15 protein-coding genes are annotated in these 24,509 nt (G+C 67.5%); 8 read left to right on the top strand and 7 right to left on the bottom strand.

What is annotated here, in order from left to right; genetic code table 11:
* Positions 1 to 7: 7 nt before the first annotated feature.
* The 5 genes from RIB45_RS01995 to RIB45_RS01975 all read right to left on the bottom strand — a co-directional run bounded on the left by RIB45_RS01995 (position 8) and on the right by RIB45_RS01975 (position 6,032).
* Positions 8 to 994 carry a TRAP transporter substrate-binding protein gene (locus tag RIB45_RS01995; protein ID WP_350048226.1) on the bottom strand — a complete coding sequence of 329 codons (987 nt, stop codon included), beginning with the start codon at positions 992 to 994 and terminating at the stop codon, positions 8 to 10.
* A 59-nt stretch (positions 995 to 1,053) separates the two neighbouring features.
* Positions 1,054 to 1,614 carry a 3-hydroxyanthranilate 3,4-dioxygenase gene (locus RIB45_RS01990; RefSeq protein ID WP_350048224.1) on the bottom strand — a complete coding sequence of 187 codons (561 nt, stop codon included), beginning with the start codon at positions 1,612 to 1,614 and terminating at the stop codon, positions 1,054 to 1,056.
* A 14-nt stretch (positions 1,615 to 1,628) separates the two neighbouring features.
* A complete protein-coding gene (locus RIB45_RS01985) occupies positions 1,629 to 2,606 on the bottom strand; it encodes a dihydrodipicolinate synthase family protein (protein ID WP_350048222.1) in 978 nt (325 codons plus the stop codon).
* A complete protein-coding gene (locus tag RIB45_RS01980) occupies positions 2,606 to 4,984 on the bottom strand; it encodes a xanthine dehydrogenase family protein molybdopterin-binding subunit (RefSeq protein WP_350048220.1) in 2,379 nt (792 codons plus the stop codon). The genes RIB45_RS01985 and RIB45_RS01980 overlap by 1 nt, the downstream gene beginning before the upstream one ends.
* Positions 4,985 to 5,093: 109 nt before the next feature.
* Positions 5,094 to 6,032: a LysR substrate-binding domain-containing protein gene (locus tag RIB45_RS01975; RefSeq protein WP_350048218.1), complete on the bottom strand. Its 939-nt coding sequence runs from the start codon at positions 6,030 to 6,032 to the stop codon at positions 5,094 to 5,096.
* Positions 6,033 to 7,085: 1,053 nt separating this feature from the next.
* Between RIB45_RS01975 and RIB45_RS01970 the strand changes: the two genes are divergently transcribed.
* The 6 genes from RIB45_RS01970 to RIB45_RS01945 all read left to right on the top strand — a co-directional run bounded on the left by RIB45_RS01970 (position 7,086) and on the right by RIB45_RS01945 (position 18,992).
* Positions 7,086 to 9,452, top strand: coding sequence for an aminotransferase class III-fold pyridoxal phosphate-dependent enzyme (locus tag RIB45_RS01970; RefSeq protein ID WP_350048216.1), 2,367 nt, complete (start codon positions 7,086 to 7,088; stop codon positions 9,450 to 9,452).
* Positions 9,453 to 9,854: 402 nt separating this feature from the next.
* Complete coding sequence (locus RIB45_RS01965; protein WP_350048214.1) at positions 9,855 to 10,184, top strand: hypothetical protein; 330 nt, start codon at positions 9,855 to 9,857, stop codon at positions 10,182 to 10,184.
* Between the two features lie 242 nt (positions 10,185 to 10,426).
* Positions 10,427 to 11,245 carry a peptidylprolyl isomerase gene (locus tag RIB45_RS01960; RefSeq protein ID WP_350048212.1) on the top strand — a complete coding sequence of 273 codons (819 nt, stop codon included), beginning with the start codon at positions 10,427 to 10,429 and terminating at the stop codon, positions 11,243 to 11,245.
* A 70-nt stretch (positions 11,246 to 11,315) separates the two neighbouring features.
* Entirely contained in the window at positions 11,316 to 14,351 is a 3,036-nt protein-coding gene (locus RIB45_RS01955) for a peptidase domain-containing ABC transporter (protein ID WP_350048210.1), read from the top strand.
* 4 nt (positions 14,352 to 14,355) lie between these two features.
* Positions 14,356 to 15,846 (top strand): beta-barrel domain-containing protein, encoded by a 1,491-nt coding sequence (locus RIB45_RS01950; protein WP_350048208.1) that lies wholly within the window; start codon positions 14,356 to 14,358, stop codon positions 15,844 to 15,846.
* On the top strand, positions 15,846 to 18,992 hold the full coding sequence (locus RIB45_RS01945) for a peptidase domain-containing ABC transporter (protein ID WP_350048206.1): 3,147 nt from the start codon (positions 15,846 to 15,848) through the stop codon (positions 18,990 to 18,992). The genes RIB45_RS01950 and RIB45_RS01945 overlap by 1 nt, the downstream gene beginning before the upstream one ends.
* A gap of 38 nt (positions 18,993 to 19,030) precedes the next feature.
* On the opposite strand, the gene RIB45_RS01940 is transcribed toward RIB45_RS01945, so the two are convergent.
* A complete protein-coding gene (locus RIB45_RS01940; RefSeq protein WP_350048204.1) occupies positions 19,031 to 19,774 on the bottom strand; it encodes a peptidylprolyl isomerase in 744 nt (247 codons plus the stop codon).
* Between the two features lie 123 nt (positions 19,775 to 19,897).
* Between RIB45_RS01940 and RIB45_RS01935 the strand changes: the two genes are divergently transcribed.
* A complete protein-coding gene (locus RIB45_RS01935; protein ID WP_350048202.1) occupies positions 19,898 to 21,286 on the top strand; it encodes a TolC family outer membrane protein in 1,389 nt (462 codons plus the stop codon).
* Positions 21,287 to 21,308: 22 nt separating this feature from the next.
* On the opposite strand, the gene RIB45_RS01930 is transcribed toward RIB45_RS01935, so the two are convergent.
* Positions 21,309 to 22,382 carry an OmpA family protein gene (locus RIB45_RS01930; protein WP_350048200.1) on the bottom strand — a complete coding sequence of 358 codons (1,074 nt, stop codon included), beginning with the start codon at positions 22,380 to 22,382 and terminating at the stop codon, positions 21,309 to 21,311.
* 261 nt (positions 22,383 to 22,643) lie between these two features.
* Between RIB45_RS01930 and RIB45_RS01925 the strand changes: the two genes are divergently transcribed.
* The gene (locus tag RIB45_RS01925) at positions 22,644 to 24,473 is read left to right on the top strand and encodes a PHA/PHB synthase family protein (RefSeq protein ID WP_350048198.1); all 1,830 of its coding nucleotides are present in this window, start codon (positions 22,644 to 22,646) and stop codon (positions 24,471 to 24,473) included.
* Positions 24,474 to 24,509 lie beyond the last annotated feature (36 nt).

Here is a 24,509-nt window from a genome sequence, read left to right as displayed (position 1 = left end):
GGCCGGCCTAGAGCTCGGCGGCGGCCGCGCGCATGTCGTCGAGCACGGGGGCCTTCTCGCTCCAGATCTTCTCCCACTCGGCGGCGGCGTCGCCGAAGAATTCGGGGCCGACCTTCTTGACGGGCTTGCCGGTCTTCTCGACCTCGGCCAGGAACTCGCCCTCCAGCTTCACGTAGCTGTCGATGACGCTGTCGAGGTGCTTCTTCATAAGGCGGCTGATCGTCGCCCGCTCCTCTTCGGACAGGCCGGCCCAGACGCGGGCCGAGACCAGCCCGACCATCGGGAACATCATGTGATCGGAGATCAGGATCGTCTCCGCGTGCTCGTAGTATTTGAGCTTCCAGATCAGCTCCAGATCCATGTCGATGGCGTCGACCTGGCCGTTGGCCAGCGCGTCATAGACCTCCGGCAGCGGCATCGGCGTCGGCGCCGCGCCGAGCGCGTTGTAGAAGTCGCGGATCGGCTCGAACGGGGTGATGCGCAACTTCTTGCCCTCGAGATCGGCCGCCGTCTCAACCGGGTCGCGGCTGACGATCTGGCGCAGACCCGCCATGCCGTAGCCGACGCCGACCACGCCGATCTCCCGCGGCAGCGGCTTCAAGAGATCGAGGGCGACGTCGCTCTTCAACAGCGCGCCGGCCTGGGCGATGTCGTCGACCATGTAGGGCGCGTAGAACGCGCCGAAGTTCGGTACGCGGTTCGACACCTCGGCGATCGTCAGGAACGCCATGTCGAGCGAGCCCGACTGCAGCAACTGCATCATCTCCGCCTCGTTGCCGAGCTGGCGCGAGGGGAAGACGGCGAGCGAATGCGCGCCGTCGGTCTCCGTCGACAGCTCTTCGCCGAAGGCCTCGGCCGCCTTGGTCCAGATGTGCGGCGGGGGCGTGATCAAACCCAGCCGAAATTCCTTCGCCTCGACCTGCTGACCGCCGAGCCCGCCGATCCCGGCGAGCGCGACCGCCGCGGCGGCGATCCATCCAAGCTTGCGTTTCATCGTCTCAAACCTCCTGTCGTTCAGTCTTGTTCGTCGTTGGGAACAGCGATCGCCGCCTCTTAGACGACCGCCCAACCTTCCGGCGGCTGGCGACCCGGATGGACCGCCCCGCAGGCCCCGCAGGTCCGCGCCGCCTCGTCGGAATAGAAGGCGTCGAACAGCGGGGGCAGATCGTCGACGATGTTGCCGACGGGAACCTCGACCCGGTGCACCAGGGCGCCGCAGTCGAAACAGAACCACTCAAACCCGTCCTTCATGCCCTGCATGCGCGGGCTCTCCACCACCAGCCCGACCGATCCGGGGACCGGTCGCTGCGGCGAATGGCGGACATGCGGCGGCAACATGAAGACCTCGCCCTCGCGGATCGGCACGTCGTAGATCCGTCCGCCTTCCGCGATCTTCAGCAGCATGTCGCCTTGGAGCTGATAGAAGAACTCCTCCACCGGATCGTCGTGGAAGTCGACCCGCTGGTTCGGCCCGCCGACCACCATGACCACCATGCCGGCCTCCTCGAAGACCAGCTTGTTGCCGACCGGCGGCTTCAAGAGATCCCGGTGCTTGTCGATCCAGGCCTGGAAGTCGAACGGCTTGAAGCGCGGATGCGATACGTGCTGCGTCATCGGAAAGCCCTCTCTCATTCGGCCGCGTCGCGCGCGGTCTTCAGGCCGCAGGCCTCGAAGGCGACGCGGGTCGCGGCTTTCTCGGCCTCGGTCAGCTCCAGCATCGGCGCGCGCACCGGCCCGCCGACCTGACCCAGCAGTTCCTGCCAGTATTTCTGGTGCGCCTGAGGCTTGTCGGCCGGGCGGGTGGATTTCAACGCGTGGCGCACCGGCTCCAGGCTCGCGCTAATCGCGCGCGCCTTCTCCGCCTCGCCCGCGAAGGCGAGGTCGGTGTAGTCGCGCATCCGCCGGTCGGCCGCCGTCTGCAGCAGATAGGGCGGCGAGGAGCAGAGATAGAGCCGCCAGCCCAGCTCCAGCACATTGTCGAGCCACTCCTCCTCGGAGGCCGTGCTGACCAGCAGCTTGTCGCCGGCGAGTTGGGTCAGGCGCGCGTACATCTCGCGCGGGACGCTGTATTTGATCGCGACCACGTTGGGCAGGTCGGCGAGCTCCGCGCAGAGCTCCGGGCTCATCAGATAGCCGCTGTCCGGATGGCTCCACAGCGCGATCGCGATATCGACCTCGTCCGAGATGCGCTTGTAGTACTCGCGCAGGATCTGATCGGGATCCTTCACGAAATGCAGCACCGGCGCGTGCACGACGATCGAATCCGCCCCCACCGCCTGGGCGTATCGGGCGAGGTCGAGGACCACGTCCATGTTCTGGTCGGAGGCGCTCATGATCGTGCGCGCGCCGGTTCCGCGCACGGCGTCGGCGGCGATCTCGAAGGCGCGCTTGCGCTCCTCCAGCGTCATCGAGAAGAACTCGCCCTGCTTGCCGGCGATGAACAGGCCGTCGATCCCCAGATCTTCGACCCAATGGCGGATGTTCGCGCGCATGCCCGCCTCGTCGAGCGCCAGATCGCCTTCGCGGAAGGGCTGCAGGGCGGCGGCCCAGATCCCCTTCATATTCTCGCGCGCCCACTCTTTGGCTTCGGCCTTCGTGTACTCCATCACCCACAATCCTTATTCTTCTGCGCCGCCTTGAGGGCGGACCAGATCCGCTCCGCCGTCAGCGGCATGTCCAGATGCGCGACGCCGAAAGGCGCCAGCGCGTCGAGGGCTGCATTCACCACCGCCGGGGGCGCGCCGATCGTCCCGGCCTCGCCCACACCCTTGGCGCCCAGGCTGTTCGCCGGCGAGGGCGTCTCCCGTCGGCCGGTCGCGATCGGCGGCATGTCGGCCGCGCGCGGCAGGGCGTAGTCCATCAGCGAGCCGGTCAGCAGCTGCCCATCTTCATCGTACCGCACCGCCTCCATCATCGCCTCGCCCAGGCCCTGCGCGACGCCGCCGATCAATTGCCCCTCGGCCAACGCCGGATTGACGATGACGCCGGCGTCGTCGTGATAGACCAGATCCTCGACGGTCAGCACGCCCGTCTCGACGTCCACCGCGACCTGCGCCAGGCAGCAACCGGCGCCCCAGGCTTCCCCGTCGGCGGTGTAGCGTTCTTCGACCGACAGCTCCGGCGCGCGGGCCGCGAGGGTCGACCAGGTGACGCGCGCGCCTGGATTGTCGGCGGCCGCGAAACCGTCCGGATCATGGCGCAGGGCGTCGGTTGGGACTTCCAGAATTTCCGCCGCCGCCGCCCGAGCGCGGGCGAGGAAGGCGTCCGCCGCCTTCAGGATCGCCCCGCCGCCGATCGCCGTGCTGCGGCTGGCCAGCGCGCCGACCCCGGCGGGCGCGCTTTGCGTATCGCCTGCGACCACGTCGATGCGGTCCGCGTCCAGCTTCAGCGCATGGCCGGCTATCTGCGCCGCCGCGGTTTCGCGCCCCTGTCCTTGCGCCGATCCGCCGAAGGCGAGCGTCACGTCGCCATGAGCCCCCAAGGTCAGTCGAGCGCTCTCCCAGCCCTGCCCGCAAGGCTCGACATAAAGGGCGAGGCCAAGGCCGACGCACTCCCCTGCGGCGCGCCGCTCGGCGATCACACGCCGCCGCTCCGCATAATCCGCCGCGTCGAGCGTCTGTTTGAGGAGCGCAGGATAGTCCCCGGAATCAAGGCGCGCCCCGCCGCCATGTTCGTACGGCAAGTCCGTCGGCTGCAGCAGGTTGCACCGCCGCAACTCGGCCGGATCGCAGCCGAGCGCCCGCGAGCCCGCCTCGATCAGCCGCTCGAGCAGCATGGCCGCTTCAGGGCGGCCCGCGCCGCGATAGATGCCGACGGGCCCGGTGTTGGTCGCGAAGGCGCGCGCCTCCACCGTGAGCGCGTCGATGCGATAGGGGCCGGGTAGGATACGGCTTGCGTTCCAGGCCGGGATCAAGCCGCTGAACGGCGTCCAATAGCCGAGCGGGAAGTCGAACTGCGCCGCCATCGCGACGATCCGCCCGTCGGCGTCGAACCCCATCCGGCCGCGCGCATGCGCGCCGCGGCCGTGGCCGGCGGACAGCAGATCCTCTCCTCGGCTGGCGATCCATTTGACCGGCCGTTCGAGGCGCCGCGCGGCCTCGGCGATCAGCACGTCTTCGGGATAAAGCGAGGCCTTCATACCAAAGGCGCCGCCGACGTCGGGCGCGATCACCCGGACGGAGTCCGCCGGCAGATCGAGCAGTGCGGCCAGATGGTCGCGCGCCCGATGCGGGGCCTGCTGGCCGCTCCACAGCGTCAGGCGTCCTTCCGACCACTCAGCCAGGCTCGCCCGGCCTTCCATCGGCGAGGGCGCGAGGCGCGGATGCCGCAGCGCGACCGTCACCACGCGATGCGCCGATTGCAGCGCCGCCTCGACGTCGCCGGTCGTCCAGACGCGCCGGCCGGCCAGATTGTCGGCGCGCGACGGGTCGACGGGCGGGCCGGTCTCCGCGGTTTCGGGGTCGAGGATCGGCCGTTCGGGCTCGACCTCCAGCGTGATCGCGTCGACCGCGTCCTGCGCGGCGTCGGGCGTATCCGCGACCACGAGAGCGACCGGCTGACCCAGCGCGCGCACCCCGCCGTCCGCCAGCAACGGCGCGCGCGGCGCGCTCTCGCCGTCGATCACGGAATTGACGGGCAGGCCCTCGCCGTCGTCCTTCAGATCCGCGCCGGTGAGCACCAGCCGAACGCCCGCCGCCGCGCCCGCCGCCTCGACGTCCAGCGCCGCGATGCGCCCGCGCGCGACAGGGCTTCGAAGAAAGGCGGCGTAGAGGCGACCGGCCGGCTTCAGATCGCCGACATAGCGCCCGGTTCCGGTCAGCGCGCGCCAATCTTCGCGCCGCGGCAGCGCACGGCCCACCGGGTCCGTCCAGGGCGCAGGGGCGCGTCCAGCCGGCGGCGCGACCGGCGTCGGTGAAGCCGGGGCCGGGATCGGCTCGGGATCCTTGCGCGCGAAGCTGCGCTTGATCAGGGAAAAGACGCCCATCGTCTCCACGGGTCCACGCCGGATGACAGAGTGATGAGAGTCAGTGTGACCGCGGCGTGCTATCCCTGCAAATGAACAGAACGCAATTGGATATAACAGATGAGAATATCTAAAGCCCGCGCCCGCGCGCCCCGACCCGCTCAAGCGCCTGCAAGAACGCGTCCGCCGAGGGTGAGAGGGGGCTGTCGCTGCGCAGGGTGACGCCGACCGGCCCCAGAATCTCGGTCAGGCGCACGGGCAGGGCGATCAATCGCCCGGTCTCCAGTTCGTCCGCCGCGACGCCTTGCGGCCAGGCGCCGACCAGGTCGCTTTCGCGCAACAGGCGACGGTTGGTCGGCAGCGAGACCGATTCGACCGCGCAGCGCGGCGGCGCCAGACCCGCGTCGAAGAAGGCTTTCTCCAATTGGCGGCGCAGGGTCGTCTCGCCCGGCGGCAGAATCCAGTCGACGGCGGTCAGGTCGCCGAGGGTCAGCGCCGTGCGCGCGGACAGCGGATGGCCCGGTCGGGCGAGGATGACGATCTCCTCATCATAAAGCGGGCGTTGGATCACGCCGGCGCGATGGCGGAATTCGCTGAGCCGCCCCACCACCATGTCCAGCGCGCCGCGGGAGAGCATTGGCTGCAAACGGTCGTTGGCGCCCTCGACCACCTCCACAATCACGCGCGGCCGCTCGGCCCGCAGCTCGGCGATCGCGCCCGGCAGCAGCCAGGCCGAGGCGGCGAGCAGCGTGCCCACGACCACGCGGCCGCCCGCGCCGGTCGCCAGGTCCTCCAGCGCCTCGGCCGCATGGGCCAATTGGGCGAGCGCCGCTTGCGCGTGGCGCACCAGCGTCTCGCCATAGACGGTTGGCTTCACGCCGCGGTTGCCCCGCTCGAAGAGCGATACGCCCAGATCGGCTTCCAGATCACGGATCGACTTCGTCACGGCGGGCTGGGACAGGCCGAGGGCTTCGCCGGCGCGCACCATGCTGCCGGTCTCGGCTACCGCGACGAGCAAACGCAGCTGACGGATCGAGGCGCGATTGAGACCGGTGAGCGCTCTTGTCATTCCCGCATCATGCGCGAGCCGGCTCGGAAGGCCAACGATGCAAACGGGGGCGCGAATCCGGCAGCCGCGTAAGGGCTGATCCGTCGCGTTCGGGTCACGACCGGGCGTGCTGTCCTGAGCAGACAATCGTCTGCAAGATGGGTCATTTCGGACAATCGGACCTGCACATGACGAGCCCGACTGACGCGCCCTGTCGCTACACGGGCTCCCGATGATTCTCTCCCTCTTATCTCCGGTTTCGCACAGCACTCCCTGCCCCATACGACCCGCTGGACTGGGTGATTCCGATGCGACATGCTTCTGTTGCGAGGCCGTCGCCGGCGTCGAGAAAACGGGAGATTCCTGCGGTTTCGGGAGACCGGGTTGCGTCCTACTCCCCCAGCCCTGCGCCGCGGTTTTTTTGATTCTCTCCTAAATTTCCAAGGGTTAAGCGACGTCGTACGAGCCTGGGCGGGTCGCTTCAGGACGGCGCCGCGACATCTTCCCGACGCCGCCGGGCGGATCCGGCCTATGCCGCGGCGTCTCCGGCGACGGGGCGCGCGCTGTTCCGATCGGCGAAAAGCTGCTGCGACCTTATCTTGGACGAAACGCCCTTTTCGGCTCCGAAACGAACGGTCGGTAGGCGCAAGCAGGAAAGGGCGGACACCAGCCCTATGCGCCGTCCCGCAGCCGCGTCGTCCTGCTAGGGCCAGGAAATAGAACCCGCCCCGGATCGCTGCGCCGGCGCCGACGGCCGGCGCAGATTGAGCGCGAGCGCCGAGGGCGCAGCGAGCGTCAGCCCCTCGCCGGCGCGCCAGGCGTTCACCCGCGCCGTCGGTCGCCCATTATGAATGAGGACGCCTTCACAGAGGATCGAGCCGGATCGCTTGGCGGATGCGGCCGACGCCCTGCAAAGCTGGCGGCTCCGACCCCTCCCTCACAAAGAACGCACGGCCCCCTCAGCGGTCACCGACAGGCGATTTAACCGCCGACGCCTCGGGCGGCGGACGGCGACCTTTCCTCTAAGGCGGCGCCCAGGCAGTATCCGATCGGTTCGGGCCAAGGGGGAAGACGATGGACGAGAGCGCCGGGGACATCAAATTCCTGACCAGCGACGTGCCGGAAGCGCCGCGCGCGTTCGCCGCCAAGGCCGCCAGGGAGATCTTTGGGTTGGAGGGGACGCTCAAGGCCCTTCCGTCCGATCGCGACGCCAATTACAAGCTCGCGAGCGACCAGGGCGACTTCATCCTGAAGTTTTTCCACCCGGACGAAGATCCCGCGGTCATCGATTTTCAGACAGAGGCTCTGCTCCATATCCAGAGGCACGCCCCGGATCTCCCGGTGCCGCATGTCCGTCGCACTCGGCGGGGCGACTCCATGGCGCGCGTCACCGCGCCGGACGGCCGCACCAGCATCGTGCGCCTGCTGACATGGCTTCCGGGCGCGGTGCTCGGCGAGGTCTCGCCGGCCCCTGAATTGCTCCATGATCTGGGGTCTACGCTGGCCCGCCTCGATCTGGCGCTGCGCGGTTTCTTTCATCCAAGCGCCCGACATACCCTGGTCTGGGACCTGCGCCAGACGCCCGCGCTGCAGGCTCACGTCGCCGACATCGCGGACACGGGCGCACGGAGAAACGTCGAGGCCGTCACCGACCATTTCGTCCGCACGATCCTGCCGCGTTGGGACGTCTTGCGAAGCCAGGTGATCCACAATGACGCCAATTCATCCAACGTCGTCACGAGAACGGACGACGCGCGTCGCGTCGGCGGCGTCATCGACTTCGGCGACATGGTGCACGCCCCGCTCTTGTGCGAGATCGCCATGTCGGCGGAGGCCTTTACGGTCGGCGCCGACGACCCGATCGAGACGATCGCCGAGATTGCGCGCGGCTACGACCAGATCAACCCGCTCGAGGACGACGAGATCGACCTGCTGTTCGATCACGTCCTGGCGCGCCACGCGATGGCCTCGATCATAATCGCCAGACGCAAGGTCGCGCGCACCGACTCGCCCGCCTATCTCCTCGATCATGAAGAACCGTGCTGGGCGACGATCGATCGGATGCTGACGATCGGCGCAAAGGCGGCGCGGACGCGACTGCGCAAGGAGTTGCGCTTTCCGGTCTGGTGTCCGACGGGCGAGCGCGATACGCCGGAGTCAGAGGATCTGGACGACCAGATCAGACGGCGCCACGACCTCCTCGGAAAGCGACTGAGCACCTTTTACAAGAAGCCGATTCACGTCGAACGGGGGCGCGGCGCGATACTCTTCGACGCCAACGGGCGCGCCTTCATCGACGCTTACAACAACGTGCCCAGCGTCGGGCACTGTCACCCCTATGTCGTGAACGCCGTCTCGCGGCAGGCCCGTCAGCTCGCCACGAACACGCGCTACGTCTACTCGGTCATCATGGATTACGCGGAGAAGCTGGTCGCGACGATGCCGAAGGACAGCGGGCTCGATCGCGTTATTCTGGTGAACTCCGGCAGCGAGGCCAACGACGTCGCCTGGCGCATGGCGACCATGCTGACCGGCAGGCGCGGTGCGATCATCATGGAGGAAGCCTATCACGGCATCACCGAGGCGATCGCGGCGCTGTCGCCTCAGGACGGACTGGGCCTGCAGCCCCACGTCCGCCTGCTGCAGGAACCGGACACCTACCGCGGCCCGTACGGCCCGAAGTGCGAGGACGCCGGCCGGAAGTACGCCGCCGACGCGGACCGCGCCGTCGCGGAGCTCGACGAGGCCGGCTTTGGCGCGGCCTGCTTCATGATCGACACCTCGTTCTGTTCGAACGGCATCCCCGACGTACCCTCGGACTATCTCCAAGAAGTCGCGCGGATAATTCGCAACGCCGGCGGTCTGGTGATCGCCGACGAAGTTCAGTACGGCTTCGGCCGGCCGGGCACGCACATGTGGGGCTTCGACTTCCACGGCATGCCCGCCGACATCGTGACCATGGGCAAGCCGGCGGGCGACGGCTTCCCGCTCGGCGTCGTCGTGACGACGGCTGAGATCCAGGACGAGTTCTTCCGTCGCACGGGTCTTTTCTCGACGTTCGGCGGCAATCCCGTGGCGTGCGCGGCGGGCGTCGCCGTCCTAGACGTGATCGAGCGCGAGAACCTGATGGAGAACGCCCGGCTTACCGGCGAGCGCTTGCAGAAGGGTCTAAGGAGGCTGATGCGGAAACACGCGCTGATTGGCGACGTGCGCGGTCACGGCCTGATCACCGGCGTCGAACTGGTCACGGACCGTCGCAGCAAGACGCCGGCGGGGGAGGAACTCGCGAGGGTTCGCGAGCGTATGCGCGAGCTGGGCGTGCTGGTCGGCAAGGAAGGGCGTCACGGCAATGTCTTCAAGATCCGGCCGCCCTTGGTGTTCGGCGTCGAGCACGCCGACGAGTTGATCGCCGCCATGGATCTTGCGATCTCGGAACTGTAGGGGGTGGCTGCGCCTTGGGGGGCCGCCGCCGCGCGCCGAGACGAGCGTCCCTCCCCGGATTCCGGGAGGATGACTGAAGCCGCCCTCCCCCTTTTCCCGGCCGGGCGGAGCGTTCGCCGGCGCCGTAAAGGAAGGCGGCGTCGGGCGCGAGACGCTGCTGCGCATCGATCGCCGCCTCTATGCCGGAATTCAGGGCGAGATAAAATATTCCTCAAAATCCGATAAAGTGCTGTACAGTGTGCGCACCGTCACAGCGCCGACCGGCTCGCCCGGTCACGCTGTTCGGGATGAAGCGGAGGGGCGATTCATCGTCCTCGGCCTCACAAACCGCCGATCAAGGCCAATAACAATGAAGAACGAACGACCAACCAAAACGATATGTTTGTGAAAGGAACCGAAGAAATGTCCACGCTCGATTTCACCGAATTCGACCTTGAGATCGCCGATCTGCCGGTCCGCGCGCAGTCGCTCGACGACGACGCGGCCAGCGACGTGCTGGGCGGCTTTGGCCGGGCGGCCGCGATGCGCCGTCGTCGCATGATGATGAAGCGCCGCGCGATGCTGCGCAAACGCGCCTTGATGATGCGCCGCAAGAAAATGATGCGCCGCAAGAAAATGTCGAAGCGGCGCCAGAATCCGGCGCGCCGCAGCCGTCGGAAGCAGTTCATGGCGCGCGCCGCCTTCCACAGCCGGATGGCCGCGCGGTTCCGCCGGATGGCTCACTCCGCCTGACGCGCGGACTGAGGAGCTCCGAACGCGGCGGGGAATCGTTCGATTCCCCGCCGTTTTCGTGCGCGCAGGCCGGCGCGTTCGTCGCCACGCGACGATCTCTTGAATTTTTCTAAAACCACCGTTTTTGCTCCCCATAATTTTTTCCTCAAGGTACGCTGTCCCCAACGGAGCGGGCGCGCGGGGCGCCGCGCCGGCGGCGGCCTTTACACGGCGCGCGGATAGAGAAAACAGGAGGGGGAGCCATGACGGCCTTTGCAGAGATTAACGGGGTGGAGATTTCCTTGGAGCGCGCGCTCGGTTGGCGGGCGGCGCTGTCGGACACGTCGCTGATGGACGAGACGGCGCGCGCCGTCGGCGTGATGCAATACGCCAAGGAGCATGGGCTGAGCGCCAGCCGCGAGGAGATCGAAGAGCAGATCCGCGAAATGCGGTATGCGATGGACCTGGAGAAGGCGGAGGATCTGCGGGCCTGGATGGCCCGCGAAGGCGTCACCGAGCAGGCGCTGCGCGAGACGGCGGAGATCGGCGTCCTGCAGAACAAGATTCGCGAGAGCATCACCGACGCCGACCTGCAGCCGGCCTTCACCGAATCCCAGGCGGCGATGGAGTATGCGGAGCTCTACGGCCTGACCGTCGAGGACGAGGATCTGGCGCAGGAGCTGCGCGCCCAGATCGAAGAGGAGGAAGACAGCTTCTACAACCTCGCGGTCGAACATTCGGTCGACGGCGCGACCTTCCGCCAGGGCGGCTTCATGGGCGAGGTCACCCGCGAGATGGTGCGCGGCGAGGCCGAAGCGGCGATCTTCGGCGCCGCCGACGGCGCGTTGATCGGGCCGATCAAGGAAGGCGAGGACTACACTCTCTATCTCGTGCGCCGCGTCGTGAAGCCCGGCTTCGACGACGTCAAGGAGACCATGCGCGACGAAGCCTTCGAAGAGTTGCTGGAGAGCTTCGTCGCCGCCGCCGCCTTCGACAACAAGATCACCGGCGCCCGCCAGGATGCGCCGAGCGACGACGAAGCGGCCGACGAGGACGACGAGGAAGAAGCCGAGGTCGCCTAAACCCTTTAAGAGCCGGCCGGACCGGGGCGCCGCGGCGCCCCGGTCCGGCCGCGTCGGCGGTAGGGCGCCCATGGACCTGCAAGACATTACCCAGGTCCTGCAATCGACGCCTCTGTTCTCGGCGACGCCCGAGACGGATTTGCGCGCGATTGCGGGCTCGGCGGAAGTCGTCAGCTTTAAGCTGGGCGAGACGATTCTGCGCGCGGGCGACGAGGGCTCCGGCTTCTTCGTCCTGCAGAGCGGCAAGGTGCGCGTGCTGCGCGACGCCGACGACGGCAAGCAGGTCACGCTCGCCGTCTTGAAGACCGGCGCGGCGTTCGGCGAGCGCTCGTTGCTGTTCGATCAGCCGGTGTCCGCCACCATCCGCTCCGCCGGCAAGACGACGGCGATCAAGATCGGGCGGGATCGCTTTCTCGAGCTCGTCGCGCGCAACCCGGCGCTGCGTGAGAGCGTCGCGGCCGCGCTGGCCCGCCAGGACCTGTTCAATTTCCTGAAGACCCAGCGCATCTTCACGACCCTCCCGGACAAGGCGGTTCAGAGCCTGATCGACCGCCTGGAGACGCTGACCCCCGCGGCCGGCGCGCAGCTGGTCGGCGCCGACGACCCCTCCCCCGGGTTCTACGTGCTGCGGCGCGGTCGCATGCGGCTGTTCGTCGAGCGGCCGACCCGGCGCGTCGCCGCGGTGCTTCGGCCGGGCGACGGGTTCGGCGAGACGACGCTGATCGACGGCTCCGCGCAGCTCTTCACCGCGGAGTGCGCCGAAGATTGCGAAGTGCTGCGCCTGTCCCGCGAAGATTTCCTGGAGATCGCCGGCGATAAGGCCGAGACGGTCGCCGCGCTCCAGGCGCTGGCCGACAATCGCCGACTCCAGCATCGCGCCTTTGCGGAGGCGAGCGACGCGGGCGAGGCCTTCGACGACGACGGCCGCCCGCCCCTGCGCGAAGGCGTCTTGCGCCCCAAAGGGGGGTGGTTCTCGCTCCCGGTCTCGCAATGCGCGGACGCCGCCCAGGCCGGCGTCTGCTGTCTGCGCATGGCCGCCCGCCAGTTCAGACTGCCGGACGAGGCCTTCGCGGCGCTAGAGCCGAGGGCGGACGCCGAGCCGCCGACCAGCCTGATCCCCATCGCCCGACAGGCCGAAGGCGCCGGGCTGATGACGCGGCTCGTGACCTTGCCGGACGCCGAGGCCGACAGGCTGATGTGTCCGGCTGTCGTCTTCCGCCGCGGGACGCCCGTCGTGCTCTACAAGCTGGACGCCAAGGGGGCGGTGATCGCCGATCCGCTGCACGGACTGGCCCGGATCTCCCGTCAGGCGTTTCTCGACAGCTGGGACGGCGAAGCGCTGATCGTCCAGAACGCGCCGGACTTCGGCGCGATCGGCGCCAACGTCTTCAGCCTGCCCAAGCAGTTCCTGCCGCTTTTGAAGCCCTTCGCCGGCGTCATCATGCGGATATTGGGCATCACATTGCTGCTGCAGGCCTTCGGCCTGATCCCGCCGTTCTTCACCCAGATCCTGATCGACAACGTGCTGGTCGTCGGCGACAAGGATCTGCTCGTGTTGCTGCTGGTCGGCATGGTGCTGGCGACCTTCATCGGCCTTGTCGCGGACGCTCTGCGCGAATTCCTGATGCTGCATCTGACGCGTCGGGTCTCCGGCGTCATGTTCACCCGTTTTTTCGGGCACATCATGTCGATGCCGATGGCCGCGCTCAGGCGCTGGGACACGGGATCGCTCACCGCGCGGTTCGAGGAGAACGAGAAGATCCTCGACATGGCCTCCAGCGGCGCCCTGTCGATCATCGTCAATTCGCTGGCGATCCTGATCTACACGCCGATCCTGTTCGTGATGGAGCCGAGGCTCGCCCTCGTGGCCCTTGTTTTCATCCTGGGGATCGTCGCCACGATCATCTACTGCGCGCCCAAGCTGCGCGCCTTTGACGAGCGCTCTTTCGAAATCGGCGCGGCCCAGGAATCGCACCTGATCGAAGTGGTGAAGGGGGTCGCCACCGTTAAGGCGATGGCGCAGGAGGAAAGCTTCATCGAACGCGGCCGCGGCTTCTTTCGCCGCGCGCTCTTCATCGAACGCGAGAGCGAGCGCTTCGACCAGAAGATGGAGTTCGTCACCGACTTCCTGCAGCAGGGCTCGAACGTCGCGGTGCTTGGGATCGGCGCCACCTTCGTGCTCGACGGGTCGCTCTCGCCCGGTCAGTTGATCGCCTTCACCGCGATCGTGGCGTCCGTAATGGGGCCGGCGGAGGCTCTCGCCAATTTCTACGACGAGTTCCTCGAGTTTCGCGTCGCGCTCGACCGGTTGAACGACATTCTGCGCGAGCCCCGCGAGACGAGCGGCGGCGCGGTCGCCGAATGCCCGCCGCTGAAGGGTCGCATTCGGTTCGAGCATGTGCGCTTCAGCTATGAGGGGGCGGATGGGACGCCGGTGCTGGACGGCGTCGACCTGGAAATCAAGGCCGGCCAGAAGGTCGCCTTCGTCGGTCGCAGCGGCTCCGGCAAATCGACCCTGGTCAATCTGGTCAACCGGATGGCGAGCCCGACCGGCGGACGGGTGCTGATCGACGGATTGGACGTCGCAAAGCTCGATCTGCGCTCGTTGCGCCAGCAGATCGGCGTCGTCGAGCAGGATCCGTTCGTTTTCTCCGGGACGATTCGCGAGAACATCGCGAAGGCCGATCCCAAGCTGCCGCTCGACCGGGTGATGGCGGCGGCGCGGCTGGCCGGCGCGGCCGATTTCATAGAAGCGCTGCCGATGGGCTACGACACCCGGGTCGGCGAGGGCGGGCGCAGCCTGTCCGGCGGGCAGGCGCAACGCCTGATCATCGCCCGCGCGCTGTCGGCGGATCCGGCGATCCTAATTCTCGACGAGGCGACCTCCGCGCTCGACAGCGAATCCGAGCGCGCGATCCAGAAACGCCTGGATCAGGTGATGGAGGGGCGCACCACTCTGGTGGTGGCGCACCGGCTCTCGACCATCCGCAACGCCGACCTGATCGTCGTGCTGAGCGACGGCAAGATCGCCGAGACGGGGGCGCACGACGATCTCGTCGCGGCCGGCGGGCTTTACTCCTACATGGTCAATCAATCGGGGGGCTAGGGCGATGAGCGCGACGGAAGAAGCGGCCGCGATCGACGACGCCGGGCAGTTCGAATCGCTCGATCGGCATGCGCAGGACAAACGCGCCCTCGACGCCAAGTCCGAGGTGATCGAGGCTATCCCGAACCGCTTCATGCGCGGCGCGATCTATCTTTTCATCGCGGTCATCATCGTTCTCATCGCAATCGCCTATTTCGCGAAGGTGCACGTGGTCGTGCCGGTCTCAGGCCGGATCGCGCCGGAGGGCGAAAACCTCTCCGTCGAGGCGCAATCCGCCGGCGTGGTGACGGAGGTCTTCGTGCGCCAGGGCGAGCGCGTCTCCGCCGGCGATCCGATCCTGGAGCTCGCCCAGGTCAGCATCGGGGCGGACTTGACCGCGCTGCAAAGCAAACTGGCGTTGGAGAGCGAAAAGCTCGCCGCGCTGGAGCGCGCGATCGACGTGACGGCCGAGGTCTACGCCGATCCGCAGCGCGTGCTCGACGAGCCTGCGAGCGCCTTCGTCGACGCCGGCCCCGCGCTCGGCTTCATCAGTCGACTGCGCTCCGCCGCCGAGGATCTGGCCAAGGCCGAAGCCGATCGCGAGACCGACGCCGCCCGCGAGCGCCGGGCGCTCGACAACCAACTCGCCATCATCGAGGAGACGCTGCGCGAACAGCGCAACAGCCTCGCCGTCGCGCGCGACACGCTCGCGGCGCGGCGCGAGATGCTGGCGATCAAGCAGCAGGAGCTGACCCAGCTTGAGGATCTGGAGGAGCGGCGCATCGTGCCGCAAAGCCAGGTGGTCGAAGGCCGAAACGCGCTGATCACCGCCCAGGGCCAAGTCAATCAGCAACGCAAGACGATCGGCGAGGCGCGGCTTGAGATCGCGCAGCTGGACTCGCGGATGGTCGATCTGCAGGCGCGCTACGAGCGCGCGATCCGGGAGCTCGACCAAGCGGTTCAGAAGGCTGAGACCGATTACGAGCAGGCGCTGGCGACCATCGGCAACAGCCTGCAGGAGATGCGCGACGGCCGCCAGCAACTGCGCGCCTCGCTGGTCGACCTGCAGAACAATCTGCGGCTCAAGGAGGGCGAGGCCGCGCGGCTGATCGTCACCGCGCCCCGGGCCGGCGAGGTCACCGACCTCGCCTTCAACACGCCGGGTCAGTCGGTCGGACGCGGCGCGCGCGTCGCCGTCGTGGTGCCGGAGGACGTCCGCCCGATCGTGATCGCGACCCTTCCCAACAAGGACGTCTCGAAGGTCGAGCCCGGGACGCCGGCGCGCATCAAGGTCGACGCCTATCCCTTCCGGCAATACGGCACGGTCCCGGCGGTGGTCGAGCGGGTCTTCCCCCTGCCCGACAAGCCGGAGTTCGTGGTGCATCTGGCGCTTGAGAAACAGACCATTCGGGTCGACGGCGAGGAGCGAACGCTTGAGACCGGCCTGTCCGTCACCGCCGATCTGCTGACCAAGAAGCAGCGGATCCTGACCTTGTTGCTGAAGAAGTCGAACTGATGAGCGTCACCCTGCGCCAACGGCTGGACGAGCAGGACGCGCTGCGCCTCCTGGACGACGGCGCGCGCGACGAAGTGGCCGGACTGGCGACGGTGATCCAGCTCGCCCCCGGGGACGTGCTGGTGGATGTCGACGCGCCGGCGCCGGGCTTGGTCTACGTCGCGGCCGGGCGTCTCGACATCGTCAAGCCGGCCCCCGGCGGCGACTGGGTCGGCGTGGACAGCCTTCATCCCGGGGCGGTCCAGGGCCGGCTCGGAGCGTCTGCGGATCGCGCCTCCAAGGTCCGGCTTCAAGCCGCTGAGACGGCCGCGACGCTCGAGTTGATCGACGCCCAGCGCTTCGCCGCCTACCTCGCCTCGAACCCGAGCGCGGCCGCGCGCATGGCCGAGGCCGAGCGGCTGTCGGACATCGTCGGATTCCTGCGCTCCTCGGAGGTGCTGAGCGCCGCGCCGAAGGAAGAGCTTTGGGCCATCGCGCGAGAGGCGGAAGAGATCGCGCTGGCGCCGGGCGAACGGCTGATCCGGCAAGGCGCTCAAGAGGATTGGGTCTTCATCGTGCGCGAAGGGCGCCTCGCCGTAGCGCGCGAGGAGGCCCCGTCGGTCCGCCTGACCGTCATGAAGACCGGCGACATCGTCGGCGAGATGGCCGTGTTGAGCGGCGAGCCGCGCACCGCCAACGTCGACGCGCTGGAGGCCGTGCGCGCCTACCGCATCCAAGGCGGCGTGTTCCGCGCCGTAATGGACCGGCAGGCCGCCTTTATGAGCGGGCTGCGCGATCTGATGGCCGGGCGCCTGCGCAACGTCGAAGAGGAGGCGGTCCGCGCCGCCGCCGATCAGGAGACGGCGCCCGACGCGCCCGTCGCGGGCCCGCAGCCCCAGGCGGCGGCGGAGGCCGCGCCGAGCGAGCGTCGCGCCAAGCGCGAGGCGCCCAAGGTGATCGAGGGGCCGAAGCGGTCGACGGCGGTGAAGATCCTGCGCGCGGCGCTGTCGCTGCCGGCCTATCCGGCGATCCGGCAGCATAGTCAGATGGATTGCTCGGCCGCCTGCCTCGTCACCGTCGCCAAATATTACGGCAAGACCGTCAGCCTCAACGTCGCGCGCGAGATGGCGCGCGTGCGCCAGGACGGCGCGTCGATGACCAACGTCATGCGCGCCGCTCATGAGATGGGCTTCAAAACCGAGGCTTTCATCAGTTCGATCACGCAATTGCGCGAAAAGAAGCTGCCCTGCATCGCGAACTGGAAAGGGTATCACTGGATCGTCGTCTACGAGGTGACGGACAGCCATGTGAGCGTCGCCGATCCGGCCGAGGGGCTGGTCCGGCATCCGATCGATCACTTCGTCGAGAATTGGTCGCGCTACACCATCTTCCTGGAGCCGACGGAGAAATTCGCCGCGTTCCCGGAATCGAAGCCCTCCATCGCCGCCTTCTTCCCCTACTTCCGGCCGCACAAGCGCACGATCTGGGAGCTGTTCGCCGGCGCCGTCTTCCTGCAGGTGCTGGCGTTGTTCGGGCCGCTGTTCGGCAAGTTCGTGGTCGACGAGGTCATCCTGAAGGCGGACGCGCAGTGGCTCACCATCGCGCTGATGGTGATGATCGTGGTGCTGCTGCTGAACATGGTGATGGACTACATCACGGACATTATCGCGCTGAACATGACGCTCGGAATCAACTACGAAATGATCTCGGACGTCTATCGACGCCTCTTGCGCCTGCCATTGTCCTATTTCGAGGTGCGCCAGATCGGAGACGTTACGAACCGCCTGGAGCAGCACGAGGAAATCACCCAATTCATCACCGAGGACGGCCTCGACACGTTCATCAACTTGCTGACGGCGGTCGCCTTCACAGCCGTGATGTTTTACCTGAACGCCTGGCTTGCGGCGGGCGCGATCGCCATTCTGTTCCTGAATATCGGCATCGTGCGCTTCATCTCGCCGCGCGTGCGCCAGCTCGATCGCGAGAGTTTTGTAAAAGAGGCCGCCTTCGAAAGCCACACGATCGAGTCCATGCGCGGGGCCATGACCCTCAAGACCTTGGGCGCCGACCATCAGGCCCGCTGGAAATACGAGGAGCACTTCGCCGGCGTCACGAACCTGCAGTTCAAGGAAGCGAAGCTGAGCCAGGGCGCCGAGATCCTGGCCGGGCTGGTGGACAGCTTGAGCGACATCATCGTGCTCTTCATCGGCGGCCTGTTCGTGATGGCGGGCGAGCTGACGATCGGCGGTCTCGTCGCCTTCACCGTGCTGGCGAACGGGGTGCAGGACCCCATCAACGCCTTGATCGGCAAGTGGGACGAGATTCAGGAAGTGCTGGTCGCGGTCGAACGGCTGAACGACGTGCGCGAGAAGGAGCCGGAGTACGATCCCGATTTCGATCGCGAGAACAAGGTCCACCTCCCCTCGCTGCAGGGGCACTTTCAGTTCCGCAACGTCACCTTCCGCTATGAGGACGACGATCCCGACAACGTCGTCCAGGGGCTGTCGCTGACGATAGAGCCCGGTCAGAAGGTCGCCTTCGTCGGCCCCTCCGGCTGCGGCAAGTCGACCATCATCAAGTTGCTTTTCGGCTTCTACAAGCCGAAGGAAGGGACTGTGCTGGCCGACGGCTTCGACTACGCCGACATCGCTTTGCCCAGCCTGCGCCGGCAGATTGCGATGGTTCCGCAGGAAAGTCTGATCTTCCGGGGAAGCGTGCGGGACAACATCGCGATGGCGCGGGCCGGCGCGACGCTGGAGGAGGTCGTCGTCGCCGCCAAGAAGGCCGAGGCGCACGACTTCATCACGAAAATGCCCGGGGGCTACGAGGCCGAACTGGTCGAACAGGGCGCCAATCTGAGCGGCGGCCAGAAGCAGCGCATCAATCTCGCCCGCGCCTTCTTGCGCGATGCGCCCGTCCTGGTGCTGGACGAGGCCACCTCCGCGCTGGATGTGGAGACCGAACGCGTCGTGATGGAGACCATTCTCGACGTATACGCCGATCGGACGGTGCTGATGATCGCCCACCGGCTCTCAACCGTCCGCAAGGCCGATCTGATCGTCGTGCTGAACGACGGGCTGATCGTCGAGCAAGGCACGCACGAGGAGCTGATCGAAGCGCGCGGCTTCTACTATCACCTCAGCGCCCGCCAGATGGCGGCGGCTTGAGACCGGGAGAGCGGGTGATGACGGACCGCCGGTCAGTTTCAGTCGAGGTAGCCGCGCTGGACGACCGCATAGGTGGACGCGTCGTCCAGCAGGGTCTCGACGATCTCCTCGCGCAGGGCGTCCGCCTCTTCGTCCGGCGCCTCCGAGACCGGCGGATGGGCGGTGCAGACCGCCCAAAGATCCGTCAGCGATACCGGCCCGACGATCTCGCCCGGATCAATGGCGAAGAGGGCTTCGCCCAGCCCTTCGGGCAATTCATCCTTGGTCATTCGGCCGAGATAGCCGCAGGCCGCACGGCTCGCCGGTTCGATCGAACGCGCATGCGCCAGGGCGAAGAAGCGCTCCGGCGCGCCGCGCAGTTCGGCCGCCGTCGCCTCCGCCGCGGACCGGTCCTCGCACAGAATCGCGTACACGTCGCGGGTCGGGGTCTCCTGCGCCTCGGATCGAGCGGCGGCCAGCTCCGCGTCGGTGACGCTGTCGAGCAGCGCGCTCTCCATCGCAAGGATGGCGGCGAACAGTTTCAACGCGCCGTCGCCGACGCCGTATTCGCGCATCCAACTTCGCATGTCGGCGGCGCTTTCGAACCCGGACTCGGCGCGCCAGTCGTTCAGCTGCGCACGGCGTTCGTCGGCGTCCACCGTCAACCCGCGCGCGTCGCAGAGTCTCTCCAACGCGACGACCCGCCGCGCGAGGGCGGCGACGTCCTGATCTTCCTCAAGCATCAGCAGACCGACCAAATCGGTCAGCGAAAATCGGCGGGCGTCGATTGTCACATCAGCCATGGGCGTGCGTTTCCTTGCGCGGGCGCGGACCGGCCGCTCGGGCCGCCCGTCTGTGGACTCCCCCGTCTGTGGACTCCGGTGCGGGCGGATGGTAGCTCTTAACGGACTGGGAGCGGCGTGAAAATGCGGTTTGCGACGGCGGCCTCGACCCTCTGCCTGGCGCTGGCTACGGCCTTTGCGCCGACCCTGTCGCTTGCGCAAACCTTGCAGGAGACGCTGGCGCGCGTCTACCAGGAAAGCCCGGTGCTGAACGCGCAGCGCGCCCAGCTTCGCGTCACGAACGAGCAGTACCCTCAGGCCGTCGGGGCCTGGCTGCCCACGGTGGAACTGTCGGGATCCTACTCGCGAACGGCCAACCGTCAGGAGGCGGCCGCTAACGGCACGGCCGTCTCCTACACGCAGAGCGAGGCGCTGACCCTCTCCCAGACCCTCTATCGCGGCGGCCGCAACTTCGCCGGCCTGCGCAAGGCCGAACAGGACATCGCCTCGGCGCGCGAACGGCTGCGCGAGACCGAGCAGACCGTCCTGCTCGACGCGATCACCGCCTATATGGACGTGTTGCGCGATCGCGAGATCGTCGTCATCCGACGCAACAATGTCGAGGTGTTGGGCGAGCATCTGGCGGCCACCCAGGTGCAGTTCGACTTGCGCCGACGCACCCAGGCCGATTTGGCGCAGGCGCGATCACGGCTGTTCGCGGCCGAAGCGGAAACCGCGGAGGCGGAGGCGCGTCTAACCGCCAGCCAGGAGCGCTTCGAGCGGCTGGTGGGCGCGGCGCCGGGCGCGCTTATTCCGCCGACGGCCCCTCCCGTCCCCGCTCCGCCGGAGGCGAAGCCGCATGAGGCGGTCGAGGCGAATCCTACGGTGCGCCGTCAGATCTTCGACCTCGAGTCCGCGCGGACGGACGTCGAGATCGCCGAGGGGGAGCTCTTGCCGCGCCTGTCGCTGGAAGGCTCCTTCACCCGATCGCGCGCGGGCACGCGCAACGACACCGTCAGCAGCGTCGATCGAAGCGCGGTCGCGACGGTGACGCTGACCGTACCGATCTATCAGAAGGGCCAGAGCTTCAGCCGCATCCGCGCGTCGAAATACACCGCCGGCCAACGGCGCCTCGACTTGGATCAGGCCTATCGCACCGCCATCGAAGAGCTTTACGCCAGCTACGAGAACCACCGCGCGGCGGAGGTGAAGATCCAGGCGCTTGAGGCGCAGGTCGAGGCCGCGCAGGTCGCGCTCGCCAGCGTGCAGGCGGAATTGGAGGTCGGCCGGCGGAGCGTGCTGGACCTGCTGGATCAGGAGCAGGAGTTCCTGAACGCCCGCGTCAACCTGATCTCCGCGGAACGCGACCGCGTCGTCTTCGCCTACACGGTCGCCCGGGATCTGGGCCGTTTGACGGCGGGGGAGCTCGGCCTGGAGGTCCCGCTTTACGATCCGCAAGCGGCCTTCGAGCGTCAGAAGATGAAGCTTTTCGGGACCGAAATCTCAGAGCCCGAGGCCAGCCTCGGCCAGTAAGTCGCCGCGACGGGCCCCGCCGTCAGAAGGTGACGTAGACTTCGGCGCGACGGTTCCCTGCGACGCCGGCCGCCGTGCTTTCCGCATACCGCAATTCGCTGGCGCCGCGGGCGTCGATCGAAATGGCGTCGCGGGGCACGCCGTACTCCGCCAGCGCCCCGGCGACCGCGCTCGCCCGATCCAACGAGGTCTTATAGTTGACCAGCGCTTTCTGAGTGCCGGCTTCCGCCCCGTCTTGGGAAGAATGGCCGACCACCCGCACCGACGCGCCGCCGCGGCTGTAGATATCGGCTACTTGGCGCAGAATGTCCCGATCGCGCTCGGCCAGGCCGGCGCCGCCGTTCGGGAAATAGATCGTGGCGATCAGCCGCTCGCTGTTCGCGGCCGGTGCGTCTCGCTCCACGGGCGCGCTGGGGGTCTCGGCCGCCATCGGGGCCGCCGAGGCGGGCGGTTCCGCCGGCTGCTGCGGGGCCTCGGCCGCCTGCGCGCGGGTCAAGGGCTCCGGTGCGGGCGCCGCCTGAGGGGTTTCGCTCGGGGCGTCCGCCGGCACGGCGGGTGCGGCGCCGGCCGTCGCCGTCTGGCTCGGAGCGGGCTCCGGCGCGACGATCGGCGTGTCGATCGCATCGCCCTCGCCGGGCTGCGAGGCGACGCCCTCGGCGGTCGGCGGCTCGCTCGGCGGCGCCTGCAGCGCCGCCATGGCCGCGTCCGCGCGCGCGCGGTCCGGCGGCGGGGTTCGGCGGATCACCTCGTCCGAATACTGCGCGTTCTCCCGATCGGCGACGAGACCGGAGCGCAGTTCCTCGAACCGGCTTTTGATCTCCGGCTCCGCAGGCCGATCCGGCGTCGTGCCGAGCGCCGGGAAGTCCTCGTCCGCGCCGGGCGGCGCCTTTGCGGTTTCGGCCCCAGCGTTCGCGTCCTCGTCGTCGCCCTCGAACCAACCGACCGGGTTGGCGGCGTCGACGACGTCGCGGGTGGTGTCGCAGGCGGCTGACGGCGCGGCCAGCAACAGCGCGAGCAACAGGCCGGCAAGCGCGCGACGGCGCGGCCGCGGCGCGGCCTGGGCTTCGGGGGCGGCGGGCGAAACTCTCGGCGACATCGTCTCTCGCAAAATAAGAAGGTCGGGGCCGGCGCGCGGCAGGCGGCGTCCGCGGCCTGTCCGGGCGCGGCTTCCAAGTCTATGGATCGGCGCCGAACGGAGCAACCGCGATACGCGGCCCGCGCCGCCTGCGCTTGGAAGGGGACGGACGCTGCGCTATAAGGCCGAGACGTTGATTTTTACGCGCGAAGCCAAAGCTAAGAGGCGAAGGGCGCGACACGGACGGCGCGTCGATTCCAAACGGGGGCGAAAGGACGCAGCATGAGCGATAATGCGCAGCGCGTGAGTGAAACCGAGACCGACGTCGCCGCAAGCGTCGATCCGGTCGAGTGGTCGCGCAACATGGCCGAGATCGCCGAGCGCAGCCAGCGGCTGGTGAGCGACTTCCTCTCCCGCCAGGCGGGAAGCGACGAGAACCCGCTCGGCCACGGCGATCCGCTCAACATCGGCGGCGCGTTCTTCGAGATGACGCGCGCGATGATGAACAATCCCAGCGCCGTCATGCAGGCCCAGATCAACCTCTGGACCGATTACATGAACCTCTGGCAGGCGACGACCCGGCGCATGATGGGTCAGGAGATCGATCCGGTGATCGAACCGGAGCGCGAGGATCGCCGTTTCAAGGATGAAAGCTGGTCGGAGAACGCGATCTTCGACTACATCAAGCAGTCCTATCTCCTGACCGCGCGCTGGATGCAGAACACGGTGAAGGACGTCGACGGGCTGGATGACAAGACCGCCCGCAAGGTCGACTTCTACACCAAGCAATTCGCGGACGCGCTCGCCCCCACGAATTTCCTGATGACCAACCCGGAGGTCCTCAAGGCGACGCTGGACAGCAAGGGCGAGAACCTGGTCCACGGCCTGGAAAACATGCTTGAGGATCTTGAGCGCGGCAAAGGCAAGCTGAAGATCGCGATGACCGATCGCGACGCCTTCGAGGTCGGCGAAAACATCGCCTGCACCGAAGGCCAGGTCGTCTATCAGAACGACCTCATGCAGTTGATCCAGTACGCGCCCAAGACCGAGACGGTGCACAAGCGCCCGCTGCTGATAGTCCCGCCCTGGATCAACAAGTTCTACATCCTGGACCTGCGCCCGAAGAACAGCTTCATCAAATGGGCGGTTGAGCAGGGGCTGACGGTCTTCGTGGTCTCCTGGGTCAATCCAGACGAAACGCTGAGTCACAAGAGCTTCGAGAACTACATGGCCGAAGGGCCTCTGGCCGCCATGGACGCGATCGAGAAGGCGACCGGCGAGCGGGAGCTCAACCTGATCGGCTATTGCCTGGGCGGCACGCTGACGGCCGCCGCCATGGCCTATTTGACGGCCAAGGGCGAAGCCGACCGGGTGAAGGCGGTGACCTACTTCACCACCATGATCGACTTCGAGGAGGCCGGCGAGCTCTCCGTCTTTATCGACGAAGAGCAACTGGCGGCGCTCGATCAGAAGATGGAGAAGCGCGGCTATCTGGAGGGGTCGGAGATGGCGACCACCTTCAACATGCTGCGCGCCAACGATCTGATCTGGTCGTTCGTGGTGAACAACTATCTCCTCGGCAAGGACCCGTTCCCCTTCGATCTGCTCTACTGGAACAGCGATTCGACCCGCATGCCGGCGACGATGCACAGCTTCTATCTGCGCAAGATGTATCTGGAGAACAAGCTGATCGAACCGGGCGGGATCGAGCTCGACGGCGTGCCGATCGACCTCACCAAGATCAAGACGCCGACCTTCGTGCTCTCGACGCGCGAGGACCACATCGCGCCCTGGAAGCCGACGTTCGCGGCGGTGAACACCTATTCGGGGCCGGTTAAATTCTGCCTCGCCGGCTCGGGCCATATCGCGGGCGTGATCAACCCGCCCAACCCGGACAAGAAGAAGTACGGCTACTGGACCAACGCCAAGAAGGCGAAGACGCCGGAGACCTGGCTGAAGAACGCCGAGTTCAAGGAAGGCAGCTGGTGGCCGGAATGGAAGGAATGGCTCGCCAAAAAGGCCGGCCCCCAAGTCCCCGCCCGCCAGCCGGGCGACGGCAAGCTGAAGGCGATCGAGCCGGCGCCTGGCTCTTACGTCAAGATGCGCGCCTGACGGCTTCGGGCCTCAGCCCGTAAACGTCGAAAGCCC

Origin of the sequence: Marivibrio sp. (genome assembly GCF_040218065.1) — a bacterium.
Classification (GTDB): Bacteria; Pseudomonadota; Alphaproteobacteria; order UBA8366; family Aestuariispiraceae; genus Marivibrio.
Note: the sequence above shows the minus strand (reverse complement) of the source record. Positions and strands in the feature narration are given on the sequence as shown.

Bases quoted from the DNA above. Each gene is read 5' to 3' on its own strand.
- RIB45_RS01950 (WP_350048208.1), top strand. From the start codon at position 14,356: ATGAGCGCGACGGAAGAAGCGGCCGCGATCGACGACGCCGGGCAGTTC.
- RIB45_RS01960 (WP_350048212.1), top strand. From the start codon at position 10,427: ATGACGGCCTTTGCAGAGATTAACGGGGTGGAGATTTCCTTGGAGCGC.
- RIB45_RS01965 (WP_350048214.1), top strand. From the start codon at position 9,855: ATGTCCACGCTCGATTTCACCGAATTCGACCTTGAGATCGCCGATCTG.
- RIB45_RS01990 (WP_350048224.1), bottom strand. From the start codon at position 1,614: ATGACGCAGCACGTATCGCATCCGCGCTTCAAGCCGTTCGACTTCCAG.
- RIB45_RS01955 (WP_350048210.1), top strand. From the start codon at position 11,316: ATGGACCTGCAAGACATTACCCAGGTCCTGCAATCGACGCCTCTGTTC.
- RIB45_RS01985 (WP_350048222.1), bottom strand. From the start codon at position 2,606: ATGGAGTACACGAAGGCCGAAGCCAAAGAGTGGGCGCGCGAGAATATG.
- RIB45_RS01945 (WP_350048206.1), top strand. From the start codon at position 15,846: ATGAGCGTCACCCTGCGCCAACGGCTGGACGAGCAGGACGCGCTGCGC.
- RIB45_RS01935 (WP_350048202.1), top strand. From the start codon at position 19,898: ATGCGGTTTGCGACGGCGGCCTCGACCCTCTGCCTGGCGCTGGCTACG.
- RIB45_RS01980 (WP_350048220.1), bottom strand. From the start codon at position 4,984: ATGGGCGTCTTTTCCCTGATCAAGCGCAGCTTCGCGCGCAAGGATCCC.
- RIB45_RS01975 (WP_350048218.1), bottom strand. From the start codon at position 6,032: ATGACAAGAGCGCTCACCGGTCTCAATCGCGCCTCGATCCGTCAGCTG.
- RIB45_RS01995 (WP_350048226.1), bottom strand. From the start codon at position 994: ATGAAACGCAAGCTTGGATGGATCGCCGCCGCGGCGGTCGCGCTCGCC.
- RIB45_RS01970 (WP_350048216.1), top strand. From the start codon at position 7,086: ATGGACGAGAGCGCCGGGGACATCAAATTCCTGACCAGCGACGTGCCG.
- RIB45_RS01925 (WP_350048198.1), top strand. From the start codon at position 22,644: ATGAGCGATAATGCGCAGCGCGTGAGTGAAACCGAGACCGACGTCGCC.
- RIB45_RS01940 (WP_350048204.1), bottom strand. From the start codon at position 19,774: ATGGCTGATGTGACAATCGACGCCCGCCGATTTTCGCTGACCGATTTG.
- RIB45_RS01930 (WP_350048200.1), bottom strand. From the start codon at position 22,382: ATGTCGCCGAGAGTTTCGCCCGCCGCCCCCGAAGCCCAGGCCGCGCCG.